Source organism: Citrobacter sedlakii (genome assembly GCF_018128425.1).
Lineage (GTDB): Bacteria > Pseudomonadota > Gammaproteobacteria > Enterobacterales > Enterobacteriaceae > Citrobacter_A > Citrobacter_A sedlakii.
In genome coordinates, this window is record NZ_CP071070.1 from 2132078 (window position 1) to 2153897 (window position 21820).

Genomic DNA, 21820 nt, shown 5'->3' on the forward strand with positions numbered 1-21820 from the left:
GAAACGCATTTGTTACTTTCCGACACTCTATTTCTCAGCAGAATGTGCGTTGATGAGAATTAATATCAACACGCTTTTTGCCCGAATACGGCGCGCGTTTCTGACAGGGTAAGCGCGCAAAAAGAATCGACGTAAGGCGGTCGTTCGAATCGCCAGAATAAATAAAGTCGGTGATAGCAGGCAGTAAAGCACCTGACAGCAGAAAGTCTCCGGGGCTGATCAGGGATCCTTAGCGGGATTAACAGGCTGGTAATAAAACCAGTAATTATAATGAGGGAGTACAAACACAATGACCAACACGAAAAAAAGTTTAGTGGCCGCAGGGGTTCTCTCTGCGCTCCTCGCCGGAAATGCGGCAATGGCTGCGGTCGTTCCCGCAGGCGTTCAGCTGGCGGAAAAGCAAACGCTGGTGCGCAATAATGGCTCGGAAGTTCAGTCTCTCGATCCGCATAAAATCGAAGGGGTACCGGAATCCAACATCAGCCGCGACCTGTTCGAAGGGCTGATAATAAGCGACGTAGAGGGCAAACCCTCTCCCGGCGTGGCGGAAAAGTGGGACAATAAAGACTTTAAAGTCTGGACGTTCCATCTGCGTAAAGATGCAAAATGGTCCGACGGCTCCCCAGTGACCGCTCAGGATTTCGTTTATAGCTGGCAGCGTCTGGCCGATCCCAACACCGCTTCGCCTTATGCCAGTTATCTGCAGTACGGACATATCGTGAATATTGACGATATCGTCGCCGGTAAAAAACCGGTGACCGATCTGGGCGTTAAAGCCCTCGACGATCATACTTTTGAAGTGACGCTGAGCGAGCCGGTGCCTTATTTCTATAAGCTGCTGGTGCACTCGTCCGTTTCTCCGGTACCGAAGGCGGTGGTTGAAAAATTCGGTGATAAGTGGACGCAGCCAGCGAATATAGTCAGTAACGGCGCTTACAAACTGAAGGACTGGGTGGTTAACGAGCGTATCGTCCTTGAGCGTAACCCCCAATACTGGGATAACGCCAAAACCGTTATTAATCAGGTCACCTACCTGCCGATCTCCTCAGAAGTCACTGATGTTAACCGCTACCGTAGCGGTGAAATCGACATGACCTACAACAACATGCCGATTGAACTGTTTCAGAAGCTGAAGAAAGAGATCCCGAACGAAGTACACGTTGACCCGTATTTGTGCACCTACTATTACGAAATCAATAACCAGAAAGCCCCGTTTACGGATGTGCGCGTGCGTACCGCGCTCAAGCTGGCGCTGGATCGCGATATCATCGTCAACAAAGTGAAAAACCAGGGTGACTTGCCAGCCTACAGCTTTACGCCGCCGTATACCGACGGGGCGAAACTGGTGGAGCCGGAATGGTTTGGCTGGACGCAGGAAAAACGTAACGAAGAAGCGAAAAAACTACTGGCTGAAGCCGGTTATACCGCCGATAAACCGCTGACCTTTAACTTGCTGTACAACACCTCCGATCTCCATAAGAAACTGGCCATTGCCGCCGCGTCTATCTGGAAGAAAAATTTAGGCGTCAACGTGAAACTGGAAAATCAGGAGTGGAAAACCTTCCTGGATACGCGTCATCAGGGGAATTATGACGTTTCCCGCGCCGCCTGGTGTGCGGATTACAACGAGCCGACCTCTTTCCTGAATATGGTGCTGTCTGACAGTTCGAACAACACCACGCATTATAAGAGCCCGGCGTTTGACAAGATCATTGCCGATACGCTGAATGCACAAGATGACGCGCAGCGTGCTGAACTTTATGCTCAAGCCGAGCAGCAGTTGGATAAAGACTCTGCAATAGTGCCGGTGTTCTATTATGTCAACGCTCGCCTGGTTAAACCGTGGGTAGGGGGTTACACCGGTAAAGACCCGATGGATAATATTCACGTTAAAGACTTGTATATTATCAAGCATTAATGGCAAAGGGTGGGGCAGAATAGCGTGCCCCACTGTGTCTTTTATCGTCGACTATTACTACCTCGCTGCACACGTTCAGCATGGCGAGGTATAAAGGCACACGCCAGAAGGTACGGGCAATGTTGAAATTTATCTTACGCCGCTGTCTGGAAGCGATTCCGACGCTATTTATTCTTATTACCATTTCGTTCTTTATGATGCGTCTGGCGCCGGGGAGTCCTTTCACCGGCGAGCGCGCATTGCCGGCAGAGGTGCTGGCGAATATCGAAGCGAAATATCATCTCAACGACCCCATCATGACCCAATATTTCAGCTATCTGAAACAACTGGCGCATGGGGATTTTGGTCCTTCATTTAAATACAAAGATTACACCGTTAACGATCTGGTGGCGTCGAGTTTCCCGGTTTCGGCGAAACTGGGCGCGGCGGCTTTCCTGTTAGCGGTGATCCTCGGCGTTAGCGCGGGCGTTATCGCGGCGCTTAAGCAAAATACGCGCTGGGATTACATGGTGATGGGGGTGGCAATGACCGGCGTCGTCATCCCGAGCTTTGTGGTCGCGCCGCTTCTGGTGATGATATTTGCCATCACGCTGCACTGGCTGCCGGGCGGCGGCTGGAATGGCGGGGCGCTGAAATTTATGATCCTGCCAATGGTTGCCTTATCGCTGGCCTATATCGCCAGCATCGCCCGTATTACCCGCGGTTCGATGATTGAAGTTCTGCACTCCAACTTCATTCGCACCGCACGGGCGAAAGGGCTGCCGATGCGACGCATCATTTTTCGCCATGCGCTGAAACCGGCGCTGTTACCGGTGCTTTCATACATGGGACCGGCCTTTGTCGGCATCATCACCGGCTCAATGGTCATCGAAACTATCTATGGACTGCCCGGCATCGGCCAGCTTTTTGTGAATGGCGCGCTGAACCGTGACTATTCGCTGGTGCTAAGCCTGACGATTCTGGTAGGGACGTTAACCATCGTATTCAATGCGATTGTCGATGTGCTGTATGCCGTGATCGACCCGAAAATCCGTTACTGAGACTGGAGCTCGCGATGATGTTAAGTAAGAAAAACAGCGAGGCGCTGGAGAATTTCAGTGAAAAGCTGGAGGTCGAAGGGCGCAGCCTGTGGCAGGATGCCCGCCGACGCTTCATGCATAACCGTGCGGCGGTTGCCAGTCTGGTTGTTCTGGTCATTATTGCCTTGTTCGTCACGCTGGCGCCAATGCTGTCATCGTTCACCTATTTTGATACCGACTGGGGAATGATGTCGAGCGCGCCGGACGTTGAGTCCGGACACTATTTCGGCACCGACTCGTCCGGTCGCGACCTGCTAGTGCGCGTGGCGATTGGCGGACGTATTTCTCTGATGGTGGGGATCGCCGCTGCGCTGGTGGCGGTGATTGTGGGGACGCTATACGGCTCGCTTTCCGGCTATCTCGGCGGCAAAGTGGATTCGGTGATGATGCGCCTGCTGGAAATCCTCAACTCCTTCCCGTTTATGTTCTTCGTGATCCTGCTGGTCACCTTCTTTGGACAAAATATCCTGCTGATTTTTGTGGCTATCGGCATGGTCTCCTGGCTGGACATGGCGCGTATCGTGCGCGGTCAGACGCTGAGCCTGAAGCGTAAAGAGTTTATCGAGGCCGCTCAGGTGGGTGGTGTTTCCACGACGAATATCGTTATCCGCCACATTGTGCCCAATGTGCTTGGGGTGGTGGTGGTCTACGCGTCGCTGCTGGTGCCAAGCATGATCCTGTTTGAATCTTTCCTCAGTTTCCTGGGATTGGGAACCCAGGAGCCGCTGAGCAGTTGGGGCGCGTTATTAAGCGACGGCGCGAACTCAATGGAAGTTTCGCCGTGGTTGCTGCTGTTTCCGGCAGGATTCCTGGTGGTGACGTTGTTTTGTTTTAACTTTATTGGCGATGGCTTGCGTGATGCCCTCGACCCGAAAGACCGTTAAGGAGCGCAGCCATGAGCGTAATTGAAACAGCAACCGCGCCGCTCGCGGAGCAACGGGCTAACGCACTGCTGGACGTACAGGATCTCCGCGTGACCTTCAGTACGCCGGACGGTGACGTCACTGCCGTAAACGATCTGAACTTTACCCTGCGTGCCGGGGAAACCTTAGGAATTGTCGGCGAGTCCGGCTCAGGCAAATCGCAGACCGCGTTTGCGCTGATGGGACTGCTGGCCCCCAATGGCCGGATTGGCGGATCGGCAAAGTTCAATGGTAGTGAGATCCTTAATCTACCCGAACGGGAACTGAACAGACTGCGCGCCGAGCAAATTTCGATGATCTTCCAGGACCCAATGACCTCGCTGAACCCTTATATGCGCGTTGGGGAGCAGCTAATGGAAGTGCTGATGCTGCATAAAGGAATGCGCAAAGCTGAGGCATTTGAAGAGTCGGTGCGAATGCTGGATGCCGTCAAAATGCCGGAAGCCCGCAAGCGCATGAGAATGTTTCCCCATGAGTTTTCTGGTGGCATGCGCCAGCGCGTCATGATCGCGATGGCGTTACTGTGTCGACCAAAACTGCTGATTGCCGATGAACCGACCACCGCGCTGGACGTGACCGTGCAGGCGCAAATCATGACCCTGCTCAATGATCTGAAGCGGGAGTTCAATACGGCAATCATTATGATTACCCACGATCTTGGCGTTGTGGCGGGTATTTGCGACAAAGTGCTGGTGATGTATGCGGGGCGCACTATGGAGTACGGCGCAGCGCGCGACGTCTTTTACCGTCCCGTTCATCCCTATTCCATCGGCTTGCTTAACGCGGTGCCGCGTCTGGATGGCGAAGGTGAAGAGATGTTAACGATTCCCGGCAATCCGCCAAACCTGTTGCGTTTGCCGAAAGGCTGCCCGTTTCAGCCGCGCTGTCCCTACGCGATGGAGATATGCAGCAGCGCGCCGCCGCTCGACGAGTTCAGCCCGGGTCGCCTGCGCGCCTGCTTTAAACCGGTGGAGGAGCTGGTATGAATGCTGTAGATGAAAAACGTAAAGTCCTCCTCGAAATTGCCGATCTGAAGGTTCATTTCGCGATTAAAGACGGCAAGCAGTGGTTCTGGCAGCCGTCAAAAACGCTGAAGGCGGTGGATGGCGTGACGCTGCGGCTGTACGAAGGTGAAACGCTGGGCGTCGTGGGTGAGTCAGGCTGTGGAAAATCGACCTTCGCAAGGGCGATTATTGGTCTCGTGAAAGCGACCGACGGCAAAGTGGCCTGGCTGGGAAAAGATCTGCTGGGTATGAAAGCGGAAGAGTGGCGCAACGTGCGCAGCGATATCCAGATGATTTTTCAGGATCCACTGGCGTCGCTGAACCCACGCATGACCATCGGAGAAATTATCGCTGAACCGCTGCGCACCTATCATCCGGCGCTACCGCGGCAGGACGTACGCGAACGGGTCAAGGCGATGATGATGAAAGTGGGGTTGCTGCCAAATCTCATCAACCGTTACCCGCACGAGTTTTCCGGCGGTCAGTGCCAGCGTATCGGTATTGCGCGTGCGCTGATCCTGGAGCCGAAGCTCATTATCTGCGACGAGCCGGTTTCGGCACTCGACGTCTCCATTCAGGCGCAGGTGGTGAATCTGCTGCAACAATTGCAGCGTGAAATGGGGTTGTCGCTGATATTTATCGCCCATGACCTGGCGGTGGTGAAGCATATCTCCGACCGCGTACTGGTGATGTATCTGGGGCATGCGGTAGAGCTGGGGACCTACGATGAGGTGTATCACAACCCGCTGCACCCCTATACTAAAGCGTTGATGTCTGCCGTGCCGATCCCCGATCCCGATCGGGAAAAAAACAAGACCATCCAACTGCTGGAAGGGGAATTGCCTTCGCCAATTAACCCGCCTTCCGGCTGTGTATTTCGCACCCGTTGCCCGATCGCCGGGCCGGAGTGCGCAAAAACACGCCCGGTGCTGGAAGGCAGTTTCCGACATGCTGTTTCCTGCCTGAAAGTAGACCCGTTATAATTGCCAGGGCTGATATCACGTCAGCCCTGCTTTTTATTGTGAGGTTACCGTGTCACTTTCTTTATCGTCGATTCGGCGTCGTATTTACCACACCTTATTTGATCTGAATACCCGCTCGGGGCGGCGCTTTGAAGGTCTGTGTGCGCTGTTTGCGCTGATCAGCGTGGTCATTATTTTTGTCGAATCGGGACTGGGAACCCAGTATCACCTGACCTATGACGAATGGCATCTTTTTGTCTGGCTGGAACTGTTCGTCACGCTCATTTTCACCGTCGAATATTTGCTGCGTCTGATCAGTTGGCCGAACCCGGCAAAATATGTGTTCAGTTTTTGGGGAATAATTGATTTAGCCACCATACTGCCGCTCTACGTTATGTGGCTATGGCCGGAGATCAGCCTGAATTATGTCTTTGCCTGGCGCGCCATGCGGGCGATCCGCGTATTGCGTATCTTAAAGCTGCTGCGCTTTATGCCTTCTTTGCGCGTATTCTGGCAGGCAATTGTCAGCGCGCGGCATCAGTTGATTCTGTTTTATTCTTTTATCGCCATCGTCATGATTATTTTCGGCACGCTGATGTATCTCATCGAGGGGCCGAAATACGGTTTTACTACGCTGAACGCTTCTGTCTACTGGGCGATAGTGACGGTCACCACCGTCGGATATGGCGATATCACGCCACATACGCCGCTTGGGCGGATTGTTGCCTCGTTGTTGATCCTGATTGGCTATTCGGTGATTGCTATCCCAACCGGCTTAATTACTACCCATATGAGTACCGCGTTTCAAAAGGATAATCAGCCGCGCAAGTGTCCGCACTGCCAGCAAAGCAAGCACGAAAACAGCGCGCGGTATTGCAACCACTGTGGCAGTAAATTACCGGAGTAAGGGAGGAACGCCGGAAAGCGGGCGGCTTTCCGGCATGACGGAGGGTTATTCGCGCCAGAGAATATGGCAGAGCTTATGGTCTTTTTCGCGACACAGGAGAACGCGGGCAAAAATATCGTTAATCTCGCCGTCTTCACTGTCGGCAAGCCCAATCACTACCTCGGCAAAGAAATCAGGATTCAGGTCGTAATCGACGTGTTCCTGCCAGTCTTCAGACGGATCAAACAATTCCGCTCCACCGCGTTCTTCGAACTGTAAATTGAACAGAATAATGTCTGCCGGGTCGAGATTATCGGCCGCCAGTTCGAGAAAAATATCGTAAGCCTGCTCAAGCGTTTCATCTTCAGTCAGGCGATTGTTCAGATCCATATCCATAATGACTACCTGTTTACCCACTATTGGGCACGTTTTACAGCAATGGACTGAAGAAGTAAAACAGTCGCTCGGCAATCCGCTGCCAGAGTGGGCGTTTTACCCACAAACGGGCATCCAGCAACCGCGAGCGGGAGATATAGTCGTCCTGCACCGCGGCGAGATCGCCGCCGAATCCGGCATCATCGATCACCAGCGTGATTTCGAAATTCAGCCACAGGCTGCGCATATCCAGATTGACCGTACCGACAAGACTCAGCTCACCGTCCACCAGGACGCTTTTGGTGTGTAACAGGCCGCCTTCGAACTGATAGATTTTGACGCCTGCCGCCAGCAGTTCGCTAAAGAACGCACGGCTGGCCCAGCCAACCAGCAGGGAATCGTTCTTGCGGGGAAGAATTATGCTGACGTCCACGCCGCGCTGGGCGGCGGTACAGATGGCGTGCAGCAAATCGTCGCTGGGCACGAAGTAGGGCGTCGTCATGATCAAATATTCACGCGCGGAATACGCGGCGGTCAGCAGCGCCTGATGAATCAGATCCTCCGGGAAGCCGGGGCCGGATGCAATGGTGTGGATCGTGTGACCGCTGGCCTGCTCGAAAGGCATAATATTGACGTCCGGCGGCGGGGGCAAAATGCGCTTGCCGGTTTCGATCTCCCAGTCGCAGGAGTAGACGATGCCCATCGCAGTCGCAACCGGACCTTCCATGCGCGCCATTAAGTCTACCCACTGGCCGACGCCGGCGTCTTGTTTGAAGTAGCGCGGATCCACCATATTCATGCTGCCGGTATAGGCAATGTAGTTGTCAATCATCACCATTTTACGGTGCTGACGCAGGTCCATGCGCCGCAGGAAGACGCGAAGCAGGTTAACCTTGAGCGCTTCAACCACTTCTATCCCGGCGTTACGCATCATCGCCGCCCATGGGCTGCGGAAGAACGCCACGCTGCCAGCAGAGTCGAGCATCAGACGGCAGTGAATGCCGCGGCGCGCGGCCGCCATCAGCGACTCCGCAACCTGATCGGCCATGCCGCCCGGCTGCCAGATATAAAACACCATCTCGATGTTATGCCGCGCCAGCTGGATGTCCCGGATCAGCGCCTGCATCACATCGTCGGTGTCGGTCAGCAACTGGAGCTGGTTGCCCTTGACGCCGGCAATGCCCTGGCGACGTTCGCAAAGTTTAAACAGCGAGGACGCCACGCTGCTGTTTTCTTCGGCGAAAATGTGTTTGCAGGATTTGAGATCGTTTAACCATTTGGCCGTGGAAGGCCACATTGCCCGCGCGCGTTCAGCACGACGTTTGCCTAAGTGAAGTTCTCCAACGGAAAGATAAGCGATGATCCCGACCAGCGGCAGTATATAAATGATCAGCAGCCAGGCCATGGCGGAAGGCACCGCGCGTCGTTTCATTAATATACGTAATGTTACACCGGCAATGAGCACCCAGTAGCCCAGAATGACCAGCCAACTCACCACCGTGTAGAAGGTTGTCATAGTTTAAAAATCCTTTTGAAAGCGCATTGTTAAGAGTTTACGCGTCAGGATTAATCTGGCAAATAAAAACGCGGGAAAAGCGCTAGCCTGCCTGGCGACGAGGCGTATAATGCAGACTCTTGCACTGTAAGAGTAAGTCACATGAAGCGGAGTAGAACGGAAGTGGGACGCTGGCGTATGCTGCGTCAGGCCAGTCGCCGAAAAGCGCGTTGGCTTGAAGGGCAGTCACGTCGCAATATGCGGATCCACTCAATCAGAAAGTGTATCCTCAACCATCAGCGTAACGCGCTGCTGTTTGCGATCCACAGCGTCTGAGCAACACGGGCACCGCCTGCGGTGCCCAAAGAACCGCGGTTTAAAACGTTTTCTTATAGGGCTTAACCGACACCTGGGCATACACCCCGGCGGCCACATACGGATCGGCTTCCGCCCACTTTTGCGCGTCTTCCAGTGAATCAAATTCTGCAATGACCGTTGAGCCGGTAAAACCCGCCGCACCCGGATCGTTGCTGTCGACCGCGGGCATTGGACCTGCGGTCAACAAACGACCTTCATCGCGAAGCAACTGCAGACGCGCCAGATGAGCAGGGCGGACGGAAAGGCGTTTTTCCAGCGAATCGGCGTGATCCTGAGCATAGATAATATAAAGCACGTATAAGGCTCCTTAATCAGAAACGTCATGGGACGTAAACAGGCAAATCGAGTGTGTAAATACGTTATTGGAAAGGTCACCTGACTGCAACGCAAAGATGTCAGCTTTGTTAAGGCCACAGCGATAGCAAGGATTTTTTCGCCAGAATTTGGTTTTTAAATGCCGCCGACCGTGATGCCTTATTGAATATGATTGCTATTTGCATTTAAAATTGAGGTCTGGTTTTTCAACTGAAACGATTATGACTTCAATGACCCTTGATTTACCTCGTCGCTTCCCCTGGCCGACGCTGCTCTCTGTTGCCATTCATGGCGCGCTGGTTGCGGGACTCTTATATACCTCGGTACATCAGGTTATTGAACTGCCCGCGCCTGCGCAGCCTATCTCCGTAACGATGGTCTCTCCGGCAGACCTGGAACCGCCTCAGGCGGTTCAGCCGCCGCCGCAACCGGTCGTTGAGCCTGAACCCGAGCCGGAACCTGAAATTACCCCCGAACCGCCAAAAGAAGCGCCGGTGGTGATCGAAAAACCGAAACCCAAGCCAAAGCCAAAACCGAAACCCAAACCGAAGCCGGTGAAAAAGGTCGAGGAACAGCCGAAACGGGACGTTAAGCCCGCAGAGCCGCGTCCGGCATCACCGTTTGACACTAACGCGTCTGCGCGTCCGACGACCCGTACCGCGGCGGCAACCAGCAAACCTGCCGTCGCCGTGCCGTCAGGACCGCGCGCCCTGCGCCGTAATCAGCCGCAGTATCCGGCGCGCGCGCAGGCGTTACGTATTGAAGGGCGGGTGAAGGTGAAATTTGATGTGACTGCAGACGGTCGGGTGGACAATGTGCAAATTCTTTCTGCCCAACCTGCCAATATGTTCGAGCGTGAAGTGAAGAATGCGATGCGCAGATGGCGCTACGAAGCGGGTAAACCCGGTTCCGGGCTGGTGGTCAATATTGTTTTCCGTCTGAACGGCACCACACAGATCGAGTAATGAATCGTATAAATCCGCAGCCGGAGGACAGTACACCGTCCTCCGGCACTGTTGAGGCAGGTTTCCGATATCAGTCCTGCACCGGCAGCGGGCGCGGCTTTCCGTCCGGATCAACCGCAACATAGATAAACAGCGCTTCGGTTGCTTTGTAGCGCTGGCCAATGGGCTCTGACGCCACTTTCTTCACCCAGACTTCAATATTAATACTCACCGAGGTGGTTCCGCGCTTCACGCAGCGCGCGTAACAGCACACGACATCGCCCACGGCTACCGGGCGCAGAAAGCTCATTCCTTCCACGCGGACGGTTACCACGCGGCCATGAGCAATCTCTTTCGCCTGAATCGCGCCGCCAATATCCATTTGTGACATCAGCCAGCCGCCAAAAATATCGCCATTGGCGTTTGTGTCGGCGGGCATGGCCAGTGTGCGTAAAACCAGTTCGCCCTGAGGGACGTTAGTTGTTGTTGTCATGGTAAAACCGAGTAGAGAGAAAAAATTCCAGCCGCGATGCTACTATGATTTTCGCATGGATAACAGAGGGGAAACGCCCGCGAGGCGGGCGTTGGAGAGATTAAAATGACATGGTGACGCCAGCGTAATATGCCCGGCCTGGTTCGTTGTAGGTCGACGCGCCGTCGTTTTCACGATAAATCTGCTTATCGAACAGGTTACTGATGCCCGCATTAAGTCGCAGATTCTTTGTCATCTGATAATTCGCGCCAATGCCGACAATCGCGTAGGCGCCGATTTCTTTATCCGACATTGCGCCGGTCTCGTTACGCGTTTCGGCGTACTCACGCGGTTTCTGACGGCCATACTGCGTCCACTGGAGGTTTGTCGAGAATTTATCGTTAACCTGCCAGTCCAGCATGGTATTGATCGTGTACTTAGGAATAACCGACAGTGGGTTACCGGTGTCCTTATTTTCCGATTTGATCATGTAGGTCGCATTGGTGCGCCAGCTCAGGGTGTCCGGCAGCAGCGGGATCACCACGTTACCTTCCAGACCTTCGACTATTGCTTTGCCGCCGTTTTCCCACTGCAGAATGTTGTTGCCGTTAGAGGCGTAGCCGATGATGTCCGTTCCCGAAACAATCTTATTTTTGTAGTCGTTACGGAACCAGGTTATGCCCGCATCCCAGCCGTCATAGTTAAATTCAAGACCGATCTCTTTATTGATGCTGATTTCCGGATCCAGGTCCGGGTTGCCCAGCAGGTAGCAACTGCCCGTGGCGATATTATTCGGGCAGCCGTTGCCGCGTGTGGACAGCAGATAGCCTTCGCTGGACTGATACAGGTTTGGCGCTTTGAAGACCCGCGCAATCCCGGCTTTTAGCTTAAACATGTCGCCAAGCTCCTGGGACATGTTCAGGCTGGGGCTCCAGTTACTGCCGAAGTCGTTGTGATAGTCAAAGCGGATCCCCGGGATGATGTCCGTTCCTGGGCGCGCCTGGATGTTATCTTCAAGATAAATACCGGTCAGGGTGGCGCTATTTTTCGTGCTACGGTCAGAAGCGTCGCCGGAGACATTGCCAATTTGCACGCCGGATGCGCTGGTCGCCTGCATCGATGCCGGATCGTTCAGTTCATCGCGGCTCCATTCGGCCCCAACGGTCAGGGTTTGATCGACCAGCCAGAAGACCGGAACGTTCAGTTCGCCGGAAGAACGATACGACTCCAGGCGGCTGGTGGAGTAATCGGTATTATTGATCATTCCCTCCACTTTCCCGGTCGAGCCTTCCTGCATCCGCGTATTATTGGTTTTTTCGTAATAGACGCCGAATTTTGACTGTCCCCAGTCCCAGATCCCGTTATGGGTTAAGCCCCATGACTGACGGTACATCCGGTTAGTTTCTTCACCGTATAGCGTGTTGACCAGACCATTAGGGCTGACGTTGCTGTTACTGTACTGGGTGTCGCCTGCGTAAATATTCCCCTGGCGGCTGTAGCTGTAGTCAAAATCGACAATCTGCTGCGGCGTCAGTTTCCAGGAGAGCAGGGCATTAATATCTTTGTTGCGTACCCCTTCACGTCCGGCGGCATAGGAGCCGTTTTGTTGGGTATTGATGTCCGCGGCGTCGGCGTCGGTTTTGTTAATGTTTCCGTACAGGCGCATCGTCAGTACATCGTCAATGAGCGGCCCACTCAGGTTGAAGTTTGCGCGCTTGGTCGCGCCTTCTTTATTGTTCTCGGGCTGGTTGGTATAGAGAGAAAGCGAGCCGTGCCAGTCGTTTGTTGGCTGTTTGGTGATGATATTCACCACGCCGCCAGCGGCGCCAGAGCCGTAGCGTGCCGCCGCCGGGCCGCGCAGAACCTCAATGCGCTCAACCATTTCCGCAGGCACCCAGTTGGTATCACCCCGGGTGTCCCGCTCGCCGCGCCAGCTATAGCGTACCGAGTTTCTGGACGTTACCGGTACGCCGTCAATCAAAATAAGGGTGTTTTCCGGACCCATACCGCGAATGTCTATCTGACGGTTATTGCCCCGGCTGCCGCTGGCGCTGTTACCCGTAAGGTTAACCCCCGGCATAGTGCGAATAATATCGGAGAGATCGTTAACGGGAGGGTGTTTTTCAATGTCTTTGGCGGTAATGACAGACACCCCTGGCTGCTGCTTAAGGGCTTCTTCGGCGGTGGCCTGAACGACCATGGTTTCACCGTCATTCATCGCGTCGTCTGCAGCGAACGCATTTCCACTCAATGCTGCGGCAATCAAGAGCGCCAGAGGGCGCGGAGAGCTTTTTATTATCGAAATCATCAACGGACATCCCTATTGTTAAAAACGCGATACGGAATATCAATGATAAGCATTCTCATTACAATATCGGGAAGGCAATCTCCACAATATCTTCATGATTCACCCAATTTATGGATCGATAACAAAGGAAAAGTGCAGAACAGGTGATACCGGGAGGGAAGAAAAAAAGCCAGGCTTTCAGGCCTGGCATCAAAAGCGGTTCAGGATTTGTCTTCCTGCGGCATATGGCGATAAATATAGACGCCGCTGAGCAGGGTAAAAATCAGCGTCAGCGCGGTCAGGCCAAACACTTTAAAGTTCACCCAGATATTTTGCGGTAGCCAGAACGCGATATAAATATTCGCGAGGCCGCACAGAATAAAGAACACCGCCCACGCGAGGTTGAGCTTCGACCACACTGCTTGCGGCAGCGTCAGTTCTTTACCCAACATGCGCTGAATCAGCGGTTTTTTCATTACCCACTGGCTGATAAGCAACGCGCTGGCAAACAGGCCATAAATGACCGTGACTTTCCACTTAATAAACTCATCGTTATGGAAGAAGATCGTCAGCCCACCAAACACGGCGACCAGAACAAAAGTAATCAGCGCCATTTTCTCTACCTTGCGGTAGCGAACCCAACTGTAGATAAGCACGATGGCCGTTGCCACAATCAGCGCGGAGGTGGCGGCATAGATGTCATAGACTTTGTAAAAAACAAAGAAGACCACCAGCGGTAAAAAATCGAGAAACTGCTTCATTGTTCATTTCCGTAATCAAAAGCGTCGGGCGAAAAGGCCTGCGACGCGTAAGGGGTTATTGGCGAATCAACATATACAAACGGAACAGGTAGATGAGCAATACGGCAGAGATCAGATTGCTCAACGTATTTGCGATCACCGCGCCAACGTTCGGGTCAAAGGCGGCAAAGCTCGATGCGAACAGCAACAGCAGCGTTTTTGCCAACAGCCAGCCGATGACGGCCGGGGCCACCAGTCGCATGTTCGCCCACGCCAGACGCATGCTGTTACGCATGGCCTCAAATATGCCCATCTTATCCTGCACCAGCATCACCGGGGCCAGAGCCAATACGATGGCCAGCAGAATGCCGGGCACCACAATCAGCATAATCCCCAGTTGCACCAGCAGCGTGGTCAGCAAAATCAGAATGAACAGCTTTGGCAGCACCGGCGCGCTGGCGCCAATAGCACGCAGCGCGCTCACGCGGTGGCCTGCGGAAATGAGCTGGATCATTAACAACACGCCACCGGCGAGGACGGCATTACCGATAAGGCCGGAGAACGTGGACGCCGCCGACGCACGCAGGAGGATCTGCTGCTGCTCTGGCGTCATATTTTGCACCAGCTCGAACAAGCCAGCGCTCCCGGCCAGATGATCCCCTTCACTCAACTGCGCGATTTGCGCATCGCTGGGTGAGAAGGCATGCCCTAATACCACCGTGATAAACGCGCACAGCAGCGAGATCAGCAGGATGGTTAAAAATTGATTACGGAAAAAATTCCCGGTGTCACGGTATACGGACTTCGCCGTGATAGACATGCACTCTCCTTGAGTTTTGCAGGTGTTATTAAGCGGGCAATTGTACCCTGGATAAAGGCGCAGTGGCAGCATCAACGGTTGTATGGAAAAGCATATCTTTGTAAAGCAGGAAGCAATAAACAGGCGCTGGCTTTGACGATTGCTCAAAAGATATTCACTTTATGAAAATATTTCAAATTTGATCTGAATGACAATAACCAGGATTTTGAATGCTACTTCTAAATTAATCTGGATCAATAAATGTTAAATTACACGACGTAATGTGATCCAGGTTAGATCACTTATTACTCCAATGTAGGTATATTCGTCACGCAGTTATAACCATAACGATGGAGCGGATATGAAAAAGTTAACAGTGGCGGCGTTGGCAGTAAGTACACTTCTCTCTGGCGGCGTCTATGCGCATGAAGCTGGCGAGTTTTTTATTCGGGCAGGCTCGGCGACGGTTCGCCCGACAGAAGGCGCAGACGGTACATTAGGCCATCTGGGCGGTTTTAATGTCAGTAACGATACCCAACTCGGCCTGACCTTTACCTATATGGCGACCGACAACATTGGTATTGAACTGCTTGGCGCGACGCCGTTCCGCCATAAAGTCGGAACCAAAGCAACCGGCGATATCGCGACCGTGCACCACCTACCGCCAACACTGATGGCGCAATGGTATTTTGGCGATTCCAGCAGCAAGCTGCGTCCTTATGTCGGGGTAGGCGTAAACTACACAACCTTCTTTGATAATGACGTCAATGAAAATGGGAAAAATACCGGGGTTTCCGATCTTAGCCTGAAAGATTCCTGGGGCGCGGCGGGGCAGGTTGGGATGGATTATCTCATCAACCGTGACTGGCTAATTAACATGTCCGTCTGGTATATGGACATCGATACTACCGCAGACTATAAGCTCGCCGGTGTCAAACAGCATGATGACATTCGTCTCGACCCGTGGGTATTTATGTTCTCCGCCGGTTATCGTTTCTGATGCCATAAAAAAGACCCCGTATTTACGGGGTCAATAAGGACATGACACACACGGAATTATTTCTTCACGCTATTACTGCTTTTCCTGCGGCTCGCCTTGACCGAGTTCTGCACCGGTGAGCGGGTCAGCCGACGGATCGGACTTGGTTCTTTCCGCCATCGCTTTTAACAGCGTTTGCTGCTGTTTCGTCAGTTTGACGGTAGCCAGACCGTCACCGCCGTCAACGGCTGGCATCGGTTCGGCAACATATTCAAAGTTCTCGTCACTGTTCCAGCTACCGCGCGGATCGTCGCCCTGAGACATGTTGTAGTACACGTTGGTGTACTGCTCGACAGGCGGCAATTTACCCGGCGGGAAGTTATTGCGAATTGAGTACAGCGCCTTTTCAAACGACAACTGGTGCGCAGCTTCACGGGTCATCAGAAACGCCAGCGCGTCTTTAACGCCGGGATCGTCTGTGACGTTAATCAGCCGCTCGTAAATAATTTTTGCCCGTGCTTCAGCGGCGATGTTGGATCGCAGATCGGCGGTCACTTCGCCGATTGTGTCGATATAAGCCGCTGTCCACGGCACGCCTGCGGAGTTGGTCAGGGCAGGGCCGCCGCCATAGAGCAGGGAAGTAATGTGGCTATCGTTGCCGTTAGCGGTAAGGGAACGATACAGCTCGGCTTCGTTTTCCGTACCTTCAGCCAGCGCGCCCTTTGCGCCTTTATTCAGCATGCCTACCAGAGAACCGATGATTTCCAGATGGCTCAGTTCCTCGGTCGCTATGTCCATCAGCATCTCTTTGCGTCCTGCATCATCATCACCCAGCCCTTGGGTAAAGTAACGACATGCAGCAGCCAGTTCGCCCTGAGGGCCGCCAAATTGCTCCAGCAAAAGATTTGCTAAACCAGGATTAGGCTCACTGACTCGCACCGTATATTGAAGTTGTTTAACGTGTCGAAACATTCTGCCTCCTGATAATAATTTATTTTTTCGCTTCTACGCCGTCTGCTTCAGAGCGCAGCAGGAATTGTTCTGTTGTGTCAGGAATATGTTTAATCAGCCAGTCAGCCATTTGTTTTTCCTCATTAAGGATGGATTCAATGGCAGGAACAGACGCGGTATCGCCTGCTTTTTGCGCAGCTGCGAGCAGGGAGGTATAGCAGGCAATTTCGAATTGCTCAAAAACGTAGCCGCTAATTGACCCTTTCACGATCTCGTCGGAAGGGAACATACCGCCGATAGATTGACCAAGCGCGGCCATTTTACTCATTGAATCTTTTATAACAGAACGGGAAATATTATTGCGGTCGAGAATACCTTCAAGAACCGTAATTTGATGCTTGGTTTCGCTAATATGTTGTTCAATTCTTGCACGCAAGTCAGGGTAATTATCGATGCGGCTCGCCATTGATTCGAGCATCGATTCGGCTTGTTTTTCCATAGCATGGGCGTCACGAAGCCAGTCATGATAATGTTCAATCGCATTCATTGGTTATGTCCTCAGAAAATAATTAAAAGCAGCGTGGGTTAAAAACAGGAAATAAAATTATCAGGATTTATTTCCGGCTTTTTTATTCACATTACCAATTGCTAAATCGGTAAGTTTTAAATCAGTGGCTTTTTCTTCTTCCAGCGTTTCTTTAAGCAGTTTGACGGCTTTGGTATAGCCCAGCTGTTCGGCAAGCGTTACCAGAGTGCCGTAGCTCGCAATTTCGTAGTGTTCAACTTTTTGCGCAGCAGCAATCAGGGCGGCGTCACGCACTTCGTTTTTCTCAGTGCTTTCAATGACCTCATTCGCTTCTTCAATCAGGCCTTCCATCGCCACGCACTTCATGCGCTTCACTTTAATACCGGCTTCAGATTCAACGACCTGATCGATACGCTCAATCTGACCCTGCGTTTCTTCAAGGTGAGCCTGAAACGCCTGGATTAATTTTTCGTTAGAGGCGGCTCTGGATAATTTCGACAGAGCACGAGTCAATTGTTTTTCTGCGCTGTAGGTGTCTGAAAGTAGATGGATAAAAACGTCTTCAAAAGTCTTCATATTCATTGGTATTCTCCTGAGATTAATACTGCGAGCCCGAAGACTCGCAGCATGCTTCGAGAAATCATGTTGTTGTGGAAACAATTAAATCATGATTTGTCGGATTTATTTCCGCCGTGGCTATTCTGGCCACCTTTTTTACCTGCTTCAGAAGCACGTTGCGGGTCATTTTTAAAATTCCCGCCGCTATGCTGACCGCCTTTGCGGCCTGCTTCTGATGCTTTTTCACGATCTTCGGCGAAATTTCCTGAACCACCACGATGTTCGGCCATGTTATTTCTCCTGTTTCGTTAATATATATAAATGTTAATTTGTGACCGTTGTCGTCACCCTTCTAAAATTAGTCGCTATCAGCAGATAGTCAAATTTAAGCGGCTGTTCTGGTTGCGGTGAAAATAATTTTGCTGCGATATTAATTATTTAATAGTAGCCCGTTAAAAATGAGTGGCTTAGCGACATATCGTTAACCTTTCAACTAATAACTTACGTTACCATAATGTGTGGTTATGTTAATGATAAACGTAATGCTGACATAAACTTACGTTAACTGCGGCAAACTGACGTTTAAGCGTTGACTGGGCTAAAGGCTTTAGGATTAATCCTGGCAAACCGTGGGTGTTCAAATTCCATGAAGGAAAATTTTCTATTGATGCAGATTTTTTGAGGGTGTAGGTCGTATAAACGCGGCTGTAGGCAGCAGACGGGAGGCGTAAACAACCAAAAAATCCTGCTATTACAGCAGACTGAAGGAAAAGTTATGGAAACCTATTCATGGCTTGAGTACGTTGACGTCACGCAACGGAGCTGGCCGCCAGCATGAATCTGGCGGCCTGCGATGTGTTAACGGCGGGTGGCCGCTTTCATATCGCTGACGAAGGTTTTTAGTTCGCTGAGCATCTGCTCAGGAGTGTCGATATTTTTCTCGATGATTTTTACAATCGCTGAACCCGATATCGCACCTGCCGCACCGGCGTCAATGGCGGCGGATACTTGTTCCGGCGCCGAGATACCGAAACCTTGCAGGGAAGGCGCTGCGTGATATTCCTTCAGCTTTTCAACCAGATGGTGCAATGGCAGCGCCGCCCGGTTCTCGGCCCCGGTCACCCCTGCGCGAGACACCAGGTAAGTGTAGGCGCGACCGTAGGAGGCAATCTGGCGCAGCAGGTCATCGTCCGCATTGGGCGGGCAGATGAAAATTGGCGCGACATTGTGGCGTAGCGCAGCCTGACGGAAGGGGGCGGATTCTTCCACCGGCACATCGGCAACCAGTACCGAATCCACGCCGACCTTTTCACACTGCGCGTAAAATTCATCAATGCCCTTACTGAATACCAGATTCGCGTACATAAGCAGACCAATGGGGATCGTTGGATGCTTAGCGCGAATGGCCGCCAGCATCTCAAAACACTGGCCTGGCGTAACGCCTGCGGCAAAAGCGCGCAGGGTAGCGCTCTGAATAGTCGGGCCATCGGCTAACGGATCGGAGAAAGGGATCCCCAGCTCCAGCGCGTCAGCGCCAGCCTCTATCAGGGCATCGATAATGCTGAGCGACTGTTCCACGCCGGGGTCGCCGAGAGTCACGAAGGGGACAAAGGCGCCTTCCTTGCGATCGTTCAGTTGTGCAAACAGCGTTTCGTAGCGTTCCATCAGATTTCCCCTCGCGCTTTCAGAATATCGTGTACCGTAAAGATGTCTTTGTCGCCGCGTCCGGAGAGGTTTACCACCAACAGTTGCTCTTTCTCCGGGTTCTCATGCATCATTTTCAGCGCATGGGCCAATGCGTGGGAGGATTCCAGCGCCGGGATAATCCCTTCATGACGGCACAGCGTTTTGAACGCATCCAGCGCTTCGTCGTCGGTAATCGACACATAATCGGCACGCCCGGTGCTGTTCAGATAAGCGTGCTGCGGCCCCACCGACGGGAAATCCAGACCCGCGGAAATTGAGTAAGACTCTTCGATCTGACCCTCTTCAGTCTGCATCATTGGCGCTTTCATACCGAAGTAAATCCCGACGCGGCCATGCTTAAGCGGGGCGCCATGTTCGCCTGTTTCTATCCCGTGACCGCCTGGTTCAACGCCAATCAACCCGACGCTGGTTTCATTAATAAAGTCAGCAAACATCCCGATAGCGTTGGAACCGCCACCGACGCAGGCAATAACGGCGTCCGGCAAACGTCCTTCTTTTTCAAGGATCTGCGCTTTGGTTTCTTCGCCGATCATGCGCTGGAATTCGCGTACAATGGTCGGGAAAGGATGCGGGCCTGCCGCAGTGCCGAGCATATAGTGGGCGGATTCGTAGCTGCCAGACCAGTCGCGCAGCGCCTCATTACAAGCATCTTTCAGCGTCGCGGAACCGCTGTGAACGGGAATGACCTCAGCACCCATCAGACGCATACGAAACACGTTGGGCGACTGGCGCTCAACGTCCTTCGCGCCCATGTAGATACGGCATTTCAGGCCGAGCAACGCGCTGGCCAGCGCCGACGCAACGCCATGCTGTCCGGCGCCGGTTTCCGCGATGATCTCGGTTTTGCCCATTCGCTTTGCCAGTAGCGCCTGGCCTAATACCTGGTTGGTTTTATGCGCGCCGCCGTGCAGCAAATCCTCGCGCTTCAGATACAGCGTGGTGCGGGTGCCCGCCGTAATGTTCTGGCACTTCGTCAGCGCGGTGGGACGACCCGCATAGTTTTTCAGCAGGTCGGTAAACTGGGCCTGAAACGCCGGGTCTTTCTGCGCGCTGACGAACGCCTCTTCCAGTTGGCGCAGCGCGGGCATCAGTATCTGCGGCACATACATGCCGCCAAATTCACCAAAATAGGGATTAAGTAATGTTGTCATGTCCTTTTCCTTAATATGCGCGCAGTGTCGAAAATACCGATGCCAGAAGGCGTGCATCTTTAATGCCCGGCTGTGACTCTACACCTGAATTGAAATCGAGACCGGCGCAGCCGGCTTTCGCGGCCTCGACGCAGTTATCTGCACCAAGCCCACCTGCTAACAGAACGTTATCCAGCGCCTGTCCCTGCAATAGCGACCAGTCGAAACGCTGGCCGCTGCCGCCCTGGCCGTTATCCAGCACGTATTTGTCGACAGACCGATAATCCCGCGCCGGGAGCGTTTCGCCAACGCTCAGCGCCTTCCAGATCTGCACCTGTGCAGGCAGCGCGGCGCGTAGCGCATCAACGTAAGCCTGGTCTTCGCCGCCATGCAACTGGACGGCAGCGAGCATCAGTCGACTCGCTTTGTCGCAAACGTCGGCGATTTCAGCGTTGCGGAACACGCCCACATACTGCAACGGCGCGGCGGCTTTCACCTGCTGTGCCTGTTCGTCGGTGACGAAGCGGGGAGAGGTAGGAACGAAAATCAGCCCGCCGTAGATCGCGCCCGACTCATAAGCCGTTTTCGCATCTTCCGGGCGCGTCAGCCCGCAGACTTTATTTTCCCCCAGCAGGACGCGACGCACAGCGGCGTTGAGATCGTCATATGCCATTAACGCAGAGCCAATCAGAAAACCGTTAGCAAAGTGGCTGAGCTCGCGGACCTGACCGTAGGTGTTGATACCCGATTCGCTGATGACCGTCACGCCGTGACCCAGTTTCGGCGCAAGCTGGCGGGTACGGTTTAAATCAATCGACAGATCGCGCAGATCGCGGTTATTAATGCCGACCACTTTCGCCCCGAGCGCAATGGCGCGCTCCAGCTCTTCTTCGTTGCTCACTTCCGTCAGCACCCCCATTTTCAGGCTGTGGGCGACGGCGGCAAGCTGGCGATACTGTTCATCATCGAGTACCGACAGCATCAGCAGGCAGGCGTCGGCCTGATAGTGGCGCGCAAGGTAGATCTGGTACGGATCGATGATAAAGTCTTTGCACAGAATCGGCTGCGGCGCGACCTGGCTGACGAGCGGCAGGAAATCGAAGCTGCCCTGGAAATATTTCTCGTCAGTGAGGACGGAAATCGCCGACGCATAGTGCCTGTACACATCGGCAATGCGCGCCGGATCAAAATCGTCGCGGATCATGCCCTTCGACGGAGAGGCCTTTTTACATTCCAGAATAAAGGCTGTGCGCGCCCCCTGTAACGCGTCGTAGAAATGACGCGTGCTCGGCTGGACATCCTGTTGGAATGTATCCAGCGGCTGTTGTTGTTTGCGGGCTTCTACCCAAATCGCCTTGTCTGCGACGATTTTCGCTAAAACGGTTTGCATCA

The 21820-nt window shown here is 53.1% G+C and carries 23 protein-coding genes and 1 pseudogene; 9 read left to right on the plus strand and 15 right to left on the minus strand.

Features of this window, described 5'->3' with window-relative positions; genetic code table 11:
• Positions 1-289 precede the first annotated feature (289 nt).
• From oppA to JY391_RS10215, 6 genes are all read left to right on the plus strand, one after another.
• Positions 290-1918: an oligopeptide ABC transporter substrate-binding protein OppA gene (oppA, locus tag JY391_RS10190; RefSeq protein WP_200033375.1), complete on the plus strand. Its 1629-nt coding sequence runs from the start codon at positions 290-292 to the stop codon at positions 1916-1918.
• 119 nt (positions 1919-2037) lie between these two features.
• Complete coding sequence (oppB, locus tag JY391_RS10195) at positions 2038-2958, plus strand: oligopeptide ABC transporter permease OppB (protein ID WP_042283529.1); 921 nt, start codon at positions 2038-2040, stop codon at positions 2956-2958.
• A gap of 14 nt (positions 2959-2972) precedes the next feature.
• A complete protein-coding gene (oppC, locus tag JY391_RS10200; protein ID WP_060571308.1) occupies positions 2973-3881 on the plus strand; it encodes an oligopeptide ABC transporter permease OppC in 909 nt (302 codons plus the stop codon).
• Between the two features lie 11 nt (positions 3882-3892).
• A complete protein-coding gene (locus JY391_RS10205; RefSeq protein WP_060571307.1) occupies positions 3893-4906 on the plus strand; it encodes an ABC transporter ATP-binding protein in 1014 nt (337 codons plus the stop codon).
• Positions 4903-5907 (plus strand): murein tripeptide/oligopeptide ABC transporter ATP-binding protein OppF, encoded by a 1005-nt coding sequence (gene oppF, locus JY391_RS10210; RefSeq protein WP_042283516.1) that lies wholly within the window; start codon positions 4903-4905, stop codon positions 5905-5907. Before JY391_RS10205 ends, oppF begins: the two co-directional genes overlap by 4 nt.
• A gap of 49 nt (positions 5908-5956) precedes the next feature.
• Positions 5957-6793 carry an ion transporter gene (locus JY391_RS10215; protein WP_211935677.1) on the plus strand — a complete coding sequence of 279 codons (837 nt, stop codon included), beginning with the start codon at positions 5957-5959 and terminating at the stop codon, positions 6791-6793.
• 45 nt (positions 6794-6838) lie between these two features.
• Here the strand turns inward: JY391_RS10215 and JY391_RS10220 are convergent, their stop codons facing one another.
• On the minus strand, positions 6839-7168 hold the full coding sequence (locus JY391_RS10220; RefSeq protein ID WP_042283511.1) for an HI1450 family dsDNA-mimic protein: 330 nt from the start codon (positions 7166-7168) through the stop codon (positions 6839-6841).
• A 34-nt stretch (positions 7169-7202) separates the two neighbouring features.
• The gene (gene cls, locus JY391_RS10225) at positions 7203-8663 is read right to left on the minus strand and encodes a cardiolipin synthase (RefSeq protein WP_042283506.1); all 1461 of its coding nucleotides are present in this window, start codon (positions 8661-8663) and stop codon (positions 7203-7205) included.
• A gap of 141 nt (positions 8664-8804) precedes the next feature.
• Here cls and JY391_RS10230 point away from each other — a divergent pair, with 141 nt between their 5' ends.
• A complete protein-coding gene (locus JY391_RS10230; protein ID WP_131729057.1) occupies positions 8805-8978 on the plus strand; it encodes a YciY family protein in 174 nt (57 codons plus the stop codon).
• 40 nt (positions 8979-9018) lie between these two features.
• On the opposite strand, the gene JY391_RS10235 is transcribed toward JY391_RS10230, so the two are convergent.
• A complete protein-coding gene (locus JY391_RS10235) occupies positions 9019-9315 on the minus strand; it encodes a YciI family protein (RefSeq protein ID WP_211935678.1) in 297 nt (98 codons plus the stop codon).
• A 250-nt stretch (positions 9316-9565) separates the two neighbouring features.
• On the opposite strand from JY391_RS10235, the gene tonB reads away from it, so the two are divergent.
• The gene (gene tonB / locus JY391_RS10240; protein WP_181823258.1) at positions 9566-10300 is read left to right on the plus strand and encodes a TonB system transport protein TonB; all 735 of its coding nucleotides are present in this window, start codon (positions 9566-9568) and stop codon (positions 10298-10300) included.
• 70 nt (positions 10301-10370) lie between these two features.
• Here tonB and yciA read toward each other — a convergent pair whose 3' ends face one another.
• The 5 genes and pseudogenes from yciA to JY391_RS10265 form a co-directional block, all read right to left on the minus strand.
• Entirely contained in the window at positions 10371-10772 is a 402-nt protein-coding gene (gene yciA, locus JY391_RS10245) for an acyl-CoA thioester hydrolase YciA (protein ID WP_042283498.1), read from the minus strand.
• 100 nt (positions 10773-10872) lie between these two features.
• Positions 10873-13059 carry a TonB-dependent siderophore receptor gene (locus JY391_RS10250; protein ID WP_211935679.1) on the minus strand — a complete coding sequence of 729 codons (2187 nt, stop codon included), beginning with the start codon at positions 13057-13059 and terminating at the stop codon, positions 10873-10875.
• Positions 13060-13259: 200 nt separating this feature from the next.
• Positions 13260-13799 carry a septation protein A gene (locus tag JY391_RS10255; RefSeq protein ID WP_042283489.1) on the minus strand — a complete coding sequence of 180 codons (540 nt, stop codon included), beginning with the start codon at positions 13797-13799 and terminating at the stop codon, positions 13260-13262.
• Between the two features lie 55 nt (positions 13800-13854).
• Complete coding sequence (locus JY391_RS10260; RefSeq protein WP_042283485.1) at positions 13855-14598, minus strand: YciC family protein; 744 nt, start codon at positions 14596-14598, stop codon at positions 13855-13857.
• Positions 14599-14626: 28 nt separating this feature from the next.
• A pseudogene (locus tag JY391_RS10265) lies at positions 14627-14704 on the minus strand (YkgJ family cysteine cluster protein); the annotation flags it as partial.
• 234 nt (positions 14705-14938) lie between these two features.
• Here JY391_RS10265 and ompW point away from each other — a divergent pair.
• Positions 14939-15577 (plus strand): outer membrane protein OmpW, encoded by a 639-nt coding sequence (gene ompW / locus JY391_RS10270; protein ID WP_181823091.1) that lies wholly within the window; start codon positions 14939-14941, stop codon positions 15575-15577.
• Positions 15578-15649: 72 nt separating this feature from the next.
• Here the strand turns inward: ompW and JY391_RS10275 are convergent, their stop codons facing one another.
• From JY391_RS10275 to trpCF, 7 genes are all read right to left on the minus strand, one after another.
• Positions 15650-16528 carry a manganese catalase family protein gene (locus JY391_RS10275; protein WP_042283479.1) on the minus strand — a complete coding sequence of 293 codons (879 nt, stop codon included), beginning with the start codon at positions 16526-16528 and terminating at the stop codon, positions 15650-15652.
• Positions 16529-16547: 19 nt separating this feature from the next.
• Entirely contained in the window at positions 16548-17054 is a 507-nt protein-coding gene (locus JY391_RS10280; protein WP_205612090.1) for a ferritin-like domain-containing protein, read from the minus strand.
• 60 nt (positions 17055-17114) lie between these two features.
• Positions 17115-17615, minus strand: coding sequence for a YciE/YciF ferroxidase family protein (locus JY391_RS10285; RefSeq protein WP_211935680.1), 501 nt, complete (start codon positions 17613-17615; stop codon positions 17115-17117).
• Positions 17616-17698: 83 nt separating this feature from the next.
• Entirely contained in the window at positions 17699-17881 is a 183-nt protein-coding gene (locus JY391_RS10290) for a con-10 family general stress protein (protein ID WP_042283472.1), read from the minus strand.
• Between the two features lie 568 nt (positions 17882-18449).
• A complete protein-coding gene (trpA, locus tag JY391_RS10295; RefSeq protein WP_211935681.1) occupies positions 18450-19256 on the minus strand; it encodes a tryptophan synthase subunit alpha in 807 nt (268 codons plus the stop codon).
• Entirely contained in the window at positions 19256-20449 is a 1194-nt protein-coding gene (gene trpB / locus JY391_RS10300) for a tryptophan synthase subunit beta (RefSeq protein ID WP_211935682.1), read from the minus strand. Before trpB ends, trpA begins: the two co-directional genes overlap by 1 nt.
• A gap of 10 nt (positions 20450-20459) precedes the next feature.
• Positions 20460-21818 (minus strand): bifunctional indole-3-glycerol-phosphate synthase TrpC/phosphoribosylanthranilate isomerase TrpF, encoded by a 1359-nt coding sequence (gene trpCF / locus JY391_RS10305; protein ID WP_211935791.1) that lies wholly within the window; start codon positions 21816-21818, stop codon positions 20460-20462.
• Positions 21819-21820 lie beyond the last annotated feature (2 nt).